The sequence below is a fragment of the Thalassotalea ganghwensis genome, from assembly GCF_053485795.1.
This window is the reverse complement of record NZ_JBQRUM010000001.1, coordinates 97230-111671: the sequence shown is the minus strand read 5'-3', so window position 1 is coordinate 111671 and position 14442 is coordinate 97230. Positions and strand designations below refer to the sequence as shown.

General features: G+C 38.6%; 12 protein-coding genes. 3 read left to right on the top strand and 9 right to left on the bottom strand.

Going from position 1 to position 14442, the window contains the following annotated elements; genetic code table 11:
• Window positions 1-6: 6 nt before the first annotated feature.
• Genes ACSLUH_RS00470 through ACSLUH_RS00460 form a run of 3 tightly spaced genes read right to left on the bottom strand, consistent with a single transcriptional unit; the run spans window position 7 to window position 1200 of the window.
• Window positions 7-378, bottom strand: coding sequence for a hypothetical protein (locus ACSLUH_RS00470; protein WP_448564000.1), 372 nt, complete (start codon window positions 376-378; stop codon window positions 7-9).
• Window positions 379-413: 35 nt separating this feature from the next.
• Window positions 414-830 (bottom strand): DUF3995 domain-containing protein, encoded by a 417-nt coding sequence (locus ACSLUH_RS00465; protein ID WP_448563459.1) that lies wholly within the window; start codon window positions 828-830, stop codon window positions 414-416.
• Window positions 823-1200, bottom strand: a complete 378-nt coding sequence (locus ACSLUH_RS00460; protein WP_448563457.1) for a hypothetical protein — start codon at window positions 1198-1200, stop codon at window positions 823-825. Before ACSLUH_RS00460 ends, ACSLUH_RS00465 begins: the two co-directional genes overlap by 8 nt.
• A gap of 101 nt (window positions 1201-1301) precedes the next feature.
• Here ACSLUH_RS00460 and ACSLUH_RS00455 point away from each other — a divergent pair, with 101 nt between their 5' ends.
• Complete coding sequence (locus tag ACSLUH_RS00455; RefSeq protein WP_448563455.1) at window positions 1302-1862, top strand: TetR/AcrR family transcriptional regulator; 561 nt, start codon at window positions 1302-1304, stop codon at window positions 1860-1862.
• Window positions 1863-1976: 114 nt separating this feature from the next.
• On the opposite strand, the gene ACSLUH_RS00450 is transcribed toward ACSLUH_RS00455, so the two are convergent.
• The 5 genes from ACSLUH_RS00450 to ACSLUH_RS00430 form a co-directional block, all read right to left on the bottom strand.
• Complete coding sequence (locus ACSLUH_RS00450; protein ID WP_448563453.1) at window positions 1977-3326, bottom strand: sensor histidine kinase; 1350 nt, start codon at window positions 3324-3326, stop codon at window positions 1977-1979.
• The gene (locus ACSLUH_RS00445; protein WP_448563451.1) at window positions 3326-4690 is read right to left on the bottom strand and encodes a sigma-54-dependent transcriptional regulator; all 1365 of its coding nucleotides are present in this window, start codon (window positions 4688-4690) and stop codon (window positions 3326-3328) included. Before ACSLUH_RS00445 ends, ACSLUH_RS00450 begins: the two co-directional genes overlap by 1 nt.
• Window positions 4691-4854: 164 nt before the next feature.
• Window positions 4855-7356 carry an FtsX-like permease family protein gene (locus ACSLUH_RS00440; RefSeq protein ID WP_448563449.1) on the bottom strand — a complete coding sequence of 834 codons (2502 nt, stop codon included), beginning with the start codon at window positions 7354-7356 and terminating at the stop codon, window positions 4855-4857.
• Window positions 7357-7374: 18 nt separating this feature from the next.
• A complete protein-coding gene (locus tag ACSLUH_RS00435) occupies window positions 7375-8097 on the bottom strand; it encodes an ABC transporter ATP-binding protein (protein ID WP_448563447.1) in 723 nt (240 codons plus the stop codon).
• 9 nt (window positions 8098-8106) lie between these two features.
• The gene (locus ACSLUH_RS00430) at window positions 8107-9354 is read right to left on the bottom strand and encodes an efflux RND transporter periplasmic adaptor subunit (RefSeq protein ID WP_448563445.1); all 1248 of its coding nucleotides are present in this window, start codon (window positions 9352-9354) and stop codon (window positions 8107-8109) included.
• A gap of 272 nt (window positions 9355-9626) precedes the next feature.
• Here ACSLUH_RS00430 and ACSLUH_RS00425 point away from each other — a divergent pair, with 272 nt between their 5' ends.
• Both ACSLUH_RS00425 and ACSLUH_RS00420 read left to right on the top strand, forming a co-directional pair.
• Window positions 9627-10331: a hypothetical protein gene (locus ACSLUH_RS00425; protein WP_448563443.1), complete on the top strand. Its 705-nt coding sequence runs from the start codon at window positions 9627-9629 to the stop codon at window positions 10329-10331.
• 659 nt (window positions 10332-10990) lie between these two features.
• Window positions 10991-11671 (top strand): hypothetical protein, encoded by a 681-nt coding sequence (locus ACSLUH_RS00420; protein ID WP_448563441.1) that lies wholly within the window; start codon window positions 10991-10993, stop codon window positions 11669-11671.
• 200 nt (window positions 11672-11871) lie between these two features.
• Here the strand turns inward: ACSLUH_RS00420 and ACSLUH_RS00415 are convergent, their stop codons facing one another.
• The gene (locus tag ACSLUH_RS00415; protein WP_448563439.1) at window positions 11872-14385 is read right to left on the bottom strand and encodes a cadherin-like domain-containing protein; all 2514 of its coding nucleotides are present in this window, start codon (window positions 14383-14385) and stop codon (window positions 11872-11874) included.
• Window positions 14386-14442 lie beyond the last annotated feature (57 nt).

Below are 14442 nucleotides of genomic sequence, written 5' to 3'. Positions count from 1 at the left end.
ATTGCTCTAAAAATAGAGTCCCGCTCCGATTAACGCACTGACAAGCAAAAATGCTATCCAAGCGTAATGCTTCGCGCTCGAGCCACATAACGCGATGATAAAATGAACAAAAAACGTGATCATGATCACATGCCCCACTGAGGTTTTATCCACTTCTGGCTGTGCTAATTGAATAACGATTACCGCAAAACCTATCCACGCAATAGAGGTTAAATGCCAGGCAAAACGCAATGTTCTTTTAGTAAAATCATCACTACCAAACAGTTTCGGCAAATTATCTCGTCGAAATAAGCGCGTAAGAATATAACGCTCGCCTAAATATGTATGAATAACGGCAAGCGCAATTAATAAAAAGGCAGCGACATAAAAGGTTAACACCAATGCTATCTCCTAAAGGCTATTCACTAGCCAACTTAAATTAGTAGGCTCCATACACCTAAGCCAAGTAACAGAATCATAGGTGAATAAAAAGCTCTATTCATTCGGCGAAACACATGCTCTTGCGCTATATAGCGGTCAAACAGGTAAGGGTAAATCGCGCGCACAACCAATATCGCTCCCATAATCCACCCCGCTAAAACGGCATATTGATGAGCTACTAATAAAGGAATAAAACCAGAAAGCATGGCCACCAGTAAAACCCCGATAAATATAATCAGCGTTACTAACCAAGTTAACCATGCTGAAGGCATCTTTTCGATTCCTTTGATCCCAACCACGGCTTTAGCCAATGCTGCTTCATTTGCTATGGGCCACCATATTCTCATTGCCCATAAAAGGTGCAAGATAGCAACACTCAATAAAATAATGATCAATATAATCTCAAGCATGGCGTCTTCTCTTCCAATCAACGACAAGTAACAACGTCGGTACTAAAAACAATAACCACTGTGGCATTACCAGTACACTATTAAAAGTGGCGATACCGTAGTAAACAAACAAAACGCTAAAAGCGCCAAATATAGCTACCACTAATATTTCTAGTTGTATATTAACGTGCTTTGCACTCCAAAAAAGGCCAATAGCACAAAAGACAAGTAGCACGGAAACAAAATGCCAAATAACGGCTGACACCGCTTTAAGTTCAATAGATAAACTACTCGCTTGAATAAGATGATAAATCGCACTGCCGCCACCAATAATGTGAATTAAACAAATAACAGCCGATAACACAGCTGAAACCATGACTAACCTACGCATAAACACTCCTTCATTCTGCTTCTTTTACTTACCATACGGTTGCGTATGTTTACTCAAAAACGTTATCCTGTCAATACGCTAACGTATGGTTTATTTTTACGATGTCAAAAAAACTTTCCCCGGTAGATTGGATCAAAGCAGGTTTTAGGTCATTAACCCAACACGGTCCTGAGGCTTTAAAAGCCGAAAAGTTATCGCGTTATATTGGGTCAACCAAAGGAAGTTTTTATTGGCACTTTAAAGACGTAACCGACTTTAAAACCATGATGATCAATCACTGGATAGAGCAGGCATATACCGCTATCACGCATGACGTCGACGCCATCAGTGACCCTAAAGAGCAGCTGATAAGATTAATGACCTTAGCCTCACAAACCCCAAAAGAATATGGCGGCACACAAGTAGAAGTTGCAATTCGAGCGTGGGCGCGCTCAGATAAAACCGTACTAGATGCCGTTATCAAGATTGATAAACTGCGAATTAACTATCTCGATACATTACTAAAAAAAATAGGCATTCATGCTGAAAATGAGGCACAATTGATATACGCATCCTATTTGGGATATTTGTCGTTGGTTAATATTGATGAGAGAGAAATATATCAAGGCTTAACACTCTTAGTTAATCAGCTTTTATCGAGAGGTAAAAATAGGCAGAGTTAACGGATACAGTAACGATGACAAGTATTAATGACTATTCAATAAGTTCTTATCACTGTTTTAACCATCACGAACTAACGTGACACTGCGTTAAGTGGTATTAATATCAAAACTACGCTAAGCAGTAATAATAGGTAAAGTAACCAACGCAGTAGCACCAGGTTCTAACTGATTATTTTTTAGCGTTAAATCTCCATCGTGATTAAACATAATTTGTCGACTCAACACTAAGCCAATACCACTGCCTTGTTTTTTAGTAGTATAAAAAGGCACAAATAAATTCTCTGGGTTAGAAATCCCCTTGCCATTATCACAAATGCTGATGGTCAATGTTTCGTAATCTACTCGCCAATCAATAACAATTTCACCCGTGGTATCCTGAAAAGATTGTTGCGCGTTCTTTAGTAGGTTGACTAACACCTGCGCCAATTGAGTGCGGTCCGCATAAACTTCAATATCATCAGCGTTTTTTTTACTATCTATTAAGGAGACATTGGCTTCATTAAACAGGGTGATATGCTCTTCAAGCAGCCCTTTAAGCGAAAACAAGGTTTTAGTCGGTTGAGGTAACCGTGTTAGCGATTGATACTCTTTGATAAATCTATCGAGTGTCAAAGCCCTGTTGGTCATTATCGATAAGCCTTCAATCAATGATGTCTTTTGCTGTTCAGAAATTTCTGGCTGCGCAACGATTTGACCAAGTGACTCACCAATCGATGCAATCGGGGCTAGTGAGTTATTTATTTCATGACTCATAACTCTTAATAATCGCTGCCATGCTATTCGTTCTTCGTTTTGCAGCAATTGTTGAACATCATTGATGAACAATAACGTTTGAGCTTCACCGTGTAAGCGATAGGTATCAGTTTGCAAGTAAACTTTTTTTTCAATATGTTGCGTATTCAGTGTCACTACTTTTTGCTGAACGTTGCCTAATAACTTTTTATCGATTCCCAGCAGTTTTGCTGGCATACCAATCACGTCATCACCTACTTGCAGCAATTGTTTCGCTTTAGGATTAAGTAACGTCACGGCAGCATTTTGATCAAAACAAACAACCGCAACATTGATATGTTCTATTACTTTAGCCATCGCCAAGTGATGCTCTTTCGAGAGGAGTCGTTGCTCAGATAACTCGATCGCCGCTTTATTTAATAGTAGGTTTAATTCGGCCAATGCTCCGCTATTAACCTTTGAGTTAGGGCGCATACTGGTATCACCAGTGATCAACGCTTCAACGACGTTAGTTGTTGTTCTAAGTTGATTTCTTAATTTACGCCACAGCAGCAAATGGCCAATGGCAATGACCGTGAAAACAAAAAGCAATAGTATAATTTTTAAATAGATTGAGACGTCACTAATTAATAAGAAAATACAAAGCAGTAAGCTTGGCAATAAGGCAAGTATCAAACTAAATCGCGTGATATTGTCTTCAAAAGAAGTTGTTTTTATGGGGCGACTATTCATCAGTTTAGATGATACTTATCTAAACGCCGATAATATGCACTTCGCGATAATCCGAGTGATTTGGCGGTTAATAATGGATCTTTATCAAATTGCGATAAGCGCTCTAAAATAACTTGCTTTTCAATATCCGCTAAGGTCGGTTGTTGCTTAGACATATCAAGTGATACTTGCACTTTTGGAATGTTTAAGTCTTCAACGGTTATTTGCTCTCCTGTCGCTAAAAACAGCGCCCGCTCAATCGTATGAGATAACTCACGAATATTACCTGGCCATTGATATGCAACTAAGCTCTGCTTGGCATCAGTAGAGAAACTTAATATTGGTAAGTTATACTTTTTTGCAAATGAAATCAGAAAAGATTCTGCTAATGGCAAAATATCTTCTTTACGCTCTCGCAATGCAGGAATATGAATTTCAACAGTATTGAGGCGATACAATAAATCTTGTCGAAATGACTGCGCCTTAACGTATTCCCCTAAGTTAGCATTGGTTGCAGAAATTAAGCGAACATCTGCGGTTAAGGTAACATGGCTACCCACTCGCTCAAAATGCTTTTCTTCTAGAACGTGCAATAGTTTAGCTTGCTGTTTTAAATCAATATTGGCTATCTCATCAAGAAACAACGTTCCTTTTTCAGCTAATTCAAATCGACCGATGCGATCGTCTTTTGCATCAGTAAATGCCCCTTTAACATGACCGAACATTTCACTTTCAAAAAGTTGCTCGCTAACCGCGCCCATATTGACTGATATAAAGGTTTTCTCGCATCGAGGTGAATGTTGATGGAGATACTTTGCTAACATCGATTTACCGGTACCATTCTCGCCTGTGAACAACACATTCATATCACTTTTGGCGATACGTCGTATTTGTTCCAATACCTGAATCATTTTCGACGACTGAGCAATAACATCGATTTCTTGCTGCTTCTTCAATAATGCATTTTCTTGACTTAGCTTAGCGTTGCTGCGGCGAACCTCACCAACCGCTAGTTGTTGGTCAATTTTGGCCAACAAATTATTATTTCGCCATGGCTTTTCGATAAAATCATTAGCACCATTTTTTAGCATTTCAACCGCAATATCGATACTGCTATAACCTGTCATCGCGATAACAGGGACATCAGGATCTGATAAGCGAATACGCTTGAGCAACGATAAGCCTTCAGCACCTGACGTGGTGTCTTGGCTATAATTTAAATCGATAAGAATACATGAAAATTGTTTACGCTCAATCAAACGTAACACTTCATCTGGAGAGGATACAGTGTTCAAGTGATAGCCAGACGGCATTAATGCCAATTTTAGCGCTGATAAAACATCAGCATCATCATCGGCAATTAAAATACTTGGTTTTGGATTCATTACGTTAATTTACTTTACCTTGTGACCTTGTCTAGCCATTGTTCTGACTTACCTCATTACGATACGTACCGATTAATCGCACTCATCGATAAAACATACTTCTATGAAACATACATAGTCATGAAAAAACAGGTGGCAGTTGCCACCTGTTCAACTCATGTCAGTTAATCATAATGCAACGCATCGCTAGGTTCCATGCTCAACACCGATTTCGTTGGAATATAAGTTGCGATCATCACCATAAAAATAATTAAACTAGGAATACCCAATAGCGCGATACCATAGCTTTCAGGGTTGATAATCAGAGTATTCGACATATAGTTGATCAATATCATTGCCAGGCTAATACCTAACGCTAAACCTATCAGTAGTTGCCAGGAAGCTTGCTGAATAAACATATTCATCACGCGCCGATCGGAAGCCCCCACTGCACGGCGGATCCCAATTTCTTGCGTTCTTTGTAATATATTGTTTGACGCCATGGCATAAATACCACTAGCGGCTAAAACGACAGCAATGATCCCGCAAAATAAAAATATCTTACTGACCGACAACAATAGTTTCATGGGCTGTTCAATCAAACTGGCATAGCTTTGAATATGATAAATGCCAACATCGGGGTCGACATCAGCTACCGCTTGCGTCAGTTCGGCAATAGCTGCCTGTTCACTACCACTATAATGCGCAGCAACATAAATACGCATCATGCCAATATTATCATTTGGGTGGTAGGAGTTATAGCTAGCACTGGACGAGCGCATGGTTGAACCATGGTAAGTATCAGAGACAACACCGACGATAGTATTCCATGTGTCGCTGGCGCCATTTCTGCCAACTCGGCGGATACGTTTACCTACAGCATCGCCATTTGGAAAAAAATCTCGAGCAATTGATTCATTGATAATAAGGTTATAAACCCCGTCTTGGGTATCGCGATGATCAAAGTTACGCCCAGCCAAAAGCTTCATACCTAAAGCGTCCCAAGAGCCACGAACGATAACCTCGTTGTTACTGTAAGGGTTTTCATTAAAAACTTCAGCAGCTCGACCTTCTATTTCAAAAAAACTAGTGCCTTCACCCGTACCGGGTAATTGCGTCATCATTGCGGCAGCATGAAAGTTAGGCTTATTTTCAATCGCCGATTTAATATCAGCAAAAACTTGCGCTCGTTGCAACCTATCTTGATACTCATGCTCAGTATTGTTTCTAACCGGATACTTTTCTGGTGGTAATTGCAGTCGCGCCGTTAAGCGTGAGTCTGTCTCAACGCCATAATCAGCTTGGCTGGCAAAATAACCTGTGGTTAGCAAAACGGTTGCCATCGTTAAAACAACACAAGATAAGACAATTTCTGAAATAACCAAGGCTTTCCCCGTTGCCGCTGCTTTTTTCCCAAGCGCCCCACGAGTACCATCTTTAATTACCGCGTTAAAATCATTTTTCATGGCATTAACCGCAGGTACTAAGCCCGTCACTAAAATCATTGCCACAACCGAGAAGAATAAAATAACGATAGCGTTGGTATCTATCGATAAGGTCCACCAGAACGGTTTTTGTTGGTCAACCGCAAAGGTGTTATCAAAAAGGTTGTTAGTAATCTCAATACCATATGCTGCGAACAATAACGCTAATACGCCGCCAGTGATACATATGACCACGCTTTCCCATAGCATTTGCACAATAAGTTTTTTGCGCGGAATACCTAGCGCAACGCGAATTGCCACCTCCTTGATACGCTCATTAACCCGCGCCAATAGCAAATTGCTGACGTTGATGCACGCCAATAGCAAAATTAAAAACACCACCACCAAAAGTGCAACAAAGACATTATAGTATTGGGTGATACTCGCTTGCTTATAGGGTTTAACCTGTAAGTAGCGACTGCCAACAGGAATACGATAGCGAAACTGTTCGTCAATTGTCGCTTCAATCTCTTTATTGACAGCATCCAATCCTGCTTGCGCATCATTAACACTGACACCTGAAGCTAATCGAGCATAGCCATAAACGCTCGTGTGTGACGGCGCAGTAGGATTAATCATTTGCTCTGATAATGGCTGCCAAATTTGCGCGGTATCAGGAAAGGCAAAGCCTTGCGGCATTACGCCAATTATTCGCCCTTGCATTGCATCTAACGCTAGAGGTTGATTGATCACATTGATATCACCATCAAAATACCGTTGCCATACGTCGTAACCTAATATCACGACAGACTCTGCTCCTTCGACAAAGTCATCTTGAGTAAATGCGCGGCCAGCAACAGGTTGAACGTTTGCAAACGAAAACAAATTCCAACTCACATAAGAAGCATTCATTTTCTTTGCCGTATGCAACGCTTTGTGTTGACTATTGCTGCCACCAATAAAGGTCGTACCTTGGGTATAAAAACCATACTGCTCAAATATTCCTAATTTCTTCGCGGCAAGGTTGACATGATAAGGATCAACACTACTTCTAAATAAATGGCTATGATCAAATTGCCCTTCTATCGCAACGACTTCTTGTTCTCCGTTAAGATACATTGGTTTAAATACAAGACTACTAAGCAATGAATAGCTATAAACCGTTAACCCCAAACCGATTGCAACGATTAACACCGTAAGCGCTGTAAACAGTGGCTTTTTTAATAACATTCTAAGTGAATACTTTAATTCAATTGAAACCATAAGTTGTTCCCTACCCGACTAGACGGCAATTGCATTGCGAGTTTCAACGGCTTTATCTGAGACAACTTTACCATCAAAAATTTCAATAATACGCTCTGCTCGACTAGCTGAACGAGGATCGTGCGTGACCATACATATAGTTGCACCATTGGCATGCAGCTTATCTAGCAAGTCCATGACCGCATTGGCATTTTTTGAGTCAAGGTTTCCCGTCGGTTCATCCGCTAAAATAATATCGGGTTTACCAGCAATAGCCCTTGCAACCGCAACCCGTTGTTGTTGTCCACCTGATAATTGCGATGGAAAGTGATTGGCACGATGCTGCATATCGACTTGTTCCAATGCATCTTTAACGAATTGTTTTCGTTCAGACTTACTAATATCGTTACGGTATGACAACGGTAACTCGACATTTTCAGCAACCGTAAGATCGCTGATCAAATTAAATGCCTGAAAAATAAAGCCCACTTTTTCATTGCGAATACTAGCGCGCTGCTCGTTGTTTAGATGGGTGACATCGTGACCTGCTAATTCATACAAGCCCCCCGTTGGCGTATCTAGTAAGCCAAGAATAGAAAGTAAGGTCGACTTACCACAACCTGACGGGCCTGATATCGATAAGTATTCACCTTTATTTATCGTTACATTGATATTACTCAATGCATGGGTTTCAACATCGTCAGTATAAAAAACTTTCTCTAAAGCATTTAGGTTCACTAATAGGTTAGATTGTTGTTGCATTGCTGTTCCTTATTGTATCGCTTGTATTTGTTTTTCTTTCCACGACGACACGTCAGATACTACCACTTTATCTCCCGCGAAAAGACCGTTTTTTATTTCAATATGAGTTTGAGACGACCGCCCAAATTGCACTTCGGTTAATGACACTTGATTGTCATTATTAACAACATAGACTTCACCCAGCTCTTGTGGTTTTGCAAACATTGGACGCTTTACATAAAGAGCATTGCTGAGATTTGCGACATGAATAATCCCATCAACGCTAAGCTCTGGACGTGCTTCATCTGGTAAAGCTCCTGTTAACTCAATGTCCACTTGTACCGTGCCGTTGGTGACTGCTGGATCTATGCGGATCACTTTGCCAGCAACTTGATTGGTTTTAGTATCCACGGTGACTGTTTGATTAAGCGCGACTTGGTAAATGTGCTTTTCTGGAATACGTATTTCAGCAATAAATTCGTCTTTTCGCGCTAACTTGGCAACATTAGCCCCTGCTACAATCTGTTGGCCAAGTTCTAACGGCATTTCCTGAACAATGCTATCAATTGAGGCTTTTATCGTTAACCCATCAACTAACTGCTGCATTCGAGCAACACTGCGCTCCATTCGCTTTAGCCTAGCGGCAAACGCGCGTTTCTGAGCTTGCAGATTCTCGCGTGATTTTGCCAAACGTTTTTGCTCTAAATGCCAGCGTTGCTTTAGCTGTTCAACTTCTATTTTGACTTCTTCATGCTCAACTTTAGAAATGGCAACAATACCCTGATTTAATAACGTTTTTTGTGCATTTAACGTCAACAACGCTCGCTCATAGTTAAGTTGGCTATGAACAACGAGGGTTTCTTGATCCAGTACTTGTGATTCTAAAGCAACTTGTTGAGCATTGAGTTGAGCCTGTGTTTCTTCAAGCTCCCACTGACTTTCTAAAAATTGCTGGGTTAAATTAGGGTTACTCATTGCGATAATTGGATCGCCAGCTTTTACCGCTGATCCCGCTTTTATATACAAGTTCTCGACGCGACCATTAACTTCAGTCGCCACCCAATGCACTTCTTTGGGAACCAATACACCAACACCGCGAACATTGAGTTTTAAATCACCTTGCACAACAGTATCTAGCAATACGCTTTTTGCAGTAACCTTGTTTGAAGAGCCCTGTGCAACAGAAATAGCCAAGATAACCACGGCAATAACCGCAGTAGCGCCTAGTGCTTTCATCGGCAGTTTAGTTTTCTTGGTTGAGTTTCTAACAATATCCATAAATATTCTCTAATGAATTTTTCATTGATGTTGCAGAGCTAATGCCAAAAAAAATTAAAACAACAAAAACAAATGGTTATAATTATCAATTAAAATATTCGCCTAGGAAAATCTCGAAAATGGGATAAAAAGAAGTCTTAAAAATATCGATTTTGGGATGTTTGTTATGAGCAAGCTTTTTGATGGTAACGAGCGATAAACAGTTGTTGATAGTATTTTTCAAATGACTTTGTCATAATCTTTGCGATCAATTTTCCGTTAAATAGTGATATATGCTGAAAAAATTATTCAATAAACGTTATCTGCTCACCTTAATCCTTTCGGTTTTTATTGGTTTGGCTTTCTTTACGCAACGACAAATCATTGCATGCCATACAGTAACCTTGTCAGGCTACAGTGAAATTGCCCCCAATATTCTCATTTCTCCTTCAATTAATGACGCTGATACCATTGTACGAACAATCAAAAGCGCTAAAGAACGAATCGAGCAAACCTTCGGGCCTGTAACAGCGAATTCTCGAGTCGTTATCGTCAACAATGCCGAACAAGCCGCTTCTTTATGGTCTAATCAAACTGGCAGCACCATATATTCTCCCTTTGGTAGTTGCGTTGTCCTCGGCCCTAAAGGGCAAAATACCGATGTTGCCGCCCATGAACTCTTTCACGCCGAAGTGTTTCATCGAGCCGGATGGTTTACTCACTTTACACAAGTGCCTATTTGGTTTAATGAAGGGATTGCGTTACTCGTCGATCATCGTAAACCGTTTAAACAAGAAAATATCGATATCAGCGAACAAGATATTGTGACGGTTAAACAAGCGTTTTCTAGCCAAGCATTTTTTAACACTAACAACATAGTAAAACGTTACCAAAGTGCGCGCATGGCCACCGCTGACATCAACCCAGCAACGTTTTATCAAAATTTAGAGCGACTTGCTCACGGTGAACAATTTCAAGATGTTTTTAAGTCGCTTTGATATTCTCCTCTAAGCTGGAGTTTTAGCGGCTCTTTTGTCAACCTTAAGCTTAACTATAAACAACAGCGCATAGGCAACGGAATATAATTTTGCCTACCGACACTGTAAAAAAATTGTAAAAATATCGTAAAAATGTTACAGAAAGATATAACCGACTGTTTGAAAAGAGTTTTAAATAAACAATAAAATCCCAATTTTTAATTAACGCCAGCTAAGTAAACTACCAGCCGTCAATTTGTCAATGGACTCAGTTTTATGAGTCATTAACGAAAATAGAGACAAAACAGCTTTTATCTAATGATCTACTGTCTCAAATTTATTTAATGTTCAACAAACTGAAATTGGCTGAGACATGAATAAAATGGCGATATTTATCGGCGACAATAGGAGTAGTAAATACGTGATTTAGGCCTAATAGAAGCGGCACAACTCAATGGTGGTTAAATTGAAATTGAAAGAATTAGCGCGTTAGCAATCGTCTCATGGATTTTAGCTTGGCTGAAATACGTTTCATCATCAAAGAGTTGAATTAAAAAAAACAGAGCAAGTTGTTAGTGTCATTGCTGAAACGCTTGCAATCTACCAATGCGGCTTCAAGTTTTTTGTTGTAAAACTTAAAAGCAATCAATATTTAACGTAATTTAAGGTGCGATATAATTATGTTCAACTCTGTCATTTTATTTTTAACAGTTACCACTCTATTGCTTTTATCGGGTTGCTCGACAATGGGCACCTTTGCGAAAAGCACATTTGCCTCAGCTAAAAATGTTTATGCATTACAACCAGAGTCCGTTCGAAACAATTATCCCCATTTTGTGAAAAAGAAATTTTATACTTCTGAGCTTCTTACGACAGAATATGATTATTGGCGGTTGAGAATTTTAGCAAACAAAGAGCTCAATTTAGAAAATTGGCATGAACCAATTCTCGTAGAATTAGCGTATGAGGTTAACCAACAAAGGTTAAAGCAAACCGTTGAGCTCATTCTCATTGAGAAATCTTACGCAAAAAATTCAGAGGAATTGGTTGTTCAATATGATTTTTCATTTAGCAAGAACGGCGCATCATTTTGGCAAGAGTACCAACAGCAATTATTTGCATTCAATAAGCCATGGTTCAATTTTCCTTTATCACCGCAACTACCAATAAATATTAGAAAAAGCATCATTGCAATTCACTACAATTATGCGCCTAACTGGGGATACCTATCACTTAGAGAATTTATGGACTTGTATGACCTCATGACCGACAAACATTGGAATGAATTTTGTGAGTGGAGTGATTATCGCTACAACATGGCAACCGTATGTGGCAACATTTCATACATAGAAACCGATTGAAAAGTAAAACGTTATCAAAGTGCTCGCATGGCAGTGAACGATATTGATCCAAAAAGCGTTTACGAAAAGCTTGATCGCATTAGAAACGGTGAAGCATCATTCAGTACAGTATTTTAAACCTTAGCATAAAAAAGCCACAGCAAAAGCTGTGGCTTTAATAGTTTACGTTTACCTTTAAACGTTAGTTGACAAAATCTACGCTACCTAACATTTTTAAGGTTGAAAAAACGTGTTCTGACAGTGCTAACAATCCAAAGCAATAACAAGATATACGGCGAGCTTGTACCGCCTGAAGAATTTGAACTTTCGGTCGATGTAGTCTTTGGTTTTTCTGCAACATTGATGGTGACTTTAGCTTCCGATAAAGCTTGTGATTTATCTGTAACCCGAAATGTAAATGAATCACTTCCAACATAGTTAGCAGAGGATTGATAACTAAAACTACCATCACTATTCAATGTTAAACTTCCATAACTAACATTTTCAACCAATGTAAACGTCAGTTCATCATCATCAATATCATCAGCGTTTAACTGCCCTGATACCACTTGCCCTGAATGTCCAGAATAATCACGACTGATAGCTTTAGGGGCGTCATTGATATAATTCACAATAATAGCTATTTGTTTTTCACTATACCCGCCATATTGATCTGTAACTTTTACTTTTACGGCATCTTCACCAAAAAAATTTTCCTCTGGTACATAGACTAACTCACTGCCCTCTGTTACCTCAATTATTCCATTAAGCGGCTCTTCAACTATATCAAAAGACAAAGCGTCATTTTCCAAATTTTCAATGGTTAACGGTTCAACAATTTGAGTATCCTCGTCTAATGTTAATGTATCAGTCAAGATTTTTGGCGCTTCATTAATTTGGTAAGCAGTTAACTGTCCTTCATTAGACGACATAAGATTATTCTGGAAAACCGCTAAACTAAACCAATCGTAGTTGTTCACCTCTTTTACTATTTCTTTTGTAACATAAGCATTCTCAGGATCTGAGATATCAATAATGCTGGTTTTCTCAAAACTATCAAATATCAACCAATTTTTATATTTAACTTGGCTATATGCGTTATGCCAATTTAAAAAGTTTTCAACAGTTTGCACAAGTATCGGTTCACCTTCATTAGACAATTTCCAAACATTTAAATCATATCCATATGAGTCATTTTCTCTTGGCTCAAAAAGATAACTTCCCTCTATAAACGTTTTAGAAGAAGCTCCTTCACTTAAATACCTCTGCTCGATAATAGTTCCGCTATCATCAAACACAAAATAATAAAGACCTTTTAAGGAAGAGCCAAAAACCTGGTTTCCTTTAACTGAATAGTGGTGACAATAATCTAGGCAAATATTCGCTGGCGAACTAAACATTAGTTGAGGGGTTAAAGGAATGGTTAAATCAAAGATTTCTAAAACATTGCTTGCTTGACGGATCAGCTTGTTATCCTGCACCTGAAAAAAATAAACGCCATTGTAAGCCTCTTTAAAAGAATCTAAATATTCTAGTGAGTAACCTTCTGTGGCTTGATAAATATTGCCTCTGCCTGTGTAAATATAATCACTGTGTACATCCATTTTTTGATCGTGAACAAATGGAAAAACATCATCGATAGTATCTTTAAGCTGAAAAGAGTTTTCGTTAAACTCAAACAATAAAAGAGCGTCATTGTTTGCAATTAAAGAGTCACCGATAGCCTTTGGATTTTTAATATTTGATTGGCTATAACGACTTAACCTTTGGCCATCTTGATATAACGCAACTTCAGAATCTGATGTAAAAGCGGTTATACCTTGTCCAAGTGCAAAGTTTGGCAAATCAGGAGTGAATTCTGATGATAGTAATGATAAATAGTTATCCTTTTTCAAACTATATCGATTTAACTGATATTCCTTTTTAACGAATAACATATCATCGATAATATCAAAACTTAGATAATGAGGGTTAACCTCATCCCCCTCTAACTTTAAAACTTTATAAGAAACCGCATTTAGGTCGGAAAAATCCATTTCAAAAATGTTGGAGGGAGTAAAATAGTAAACAACGTTATCATATGATTTAGCCCTACTTTTAAAATCGTTAGCACGACCATCCCTTGCTGCACTATATATTGTTGACAAAAAGTTTTCGTCTTCCAGCGAGAGTAAATATTCAGTAGTTAAACCACCAACAAATAAATAATCTTTTGTTAATGCAATATTTATAAGACGAGAAATACCAAACTCTGACGATACTATGCCAGTCTTGGTTTTAATTGGTGTATCTAAGCTAGACATATCGTAAGTTAAAACTTGGGGTTGTTCACGCACTAATAAGAAAAGTTGTTGGTTGCTCATAGTATAATCGATAAAGCCATCGCCATCTTGATACGTGATACTAGATAGCAACCGAGGTTCACCCATTGAAGAAATATCAATAGTCACAAACTCTCTTTTAGTAAGAACAAACAGAATGTCCCCTATTTTTTCAAACTTTATAATGCTCTCATTTGAATTAATCGGTATTTTAGCTTGTTTCTGGAGTTTTGACGGTATGCTGACATCAAATACAATAATGCCATCGCTAGCAACATAAAGTTTGTCATCTTCATAAATGACATCACCATAAAATTTGTCGCCCCAAGTTCCTTTAAGAACAAAATTTACTTGATTCGCATAAAGCTCAATCGACAATAAACAAAGAACAAGGGCAAAAATAAATTTTTTCATATTAAATATTACTAAAATGTTAATAAGACTTTAACTTTAAATATACCATATACTGTA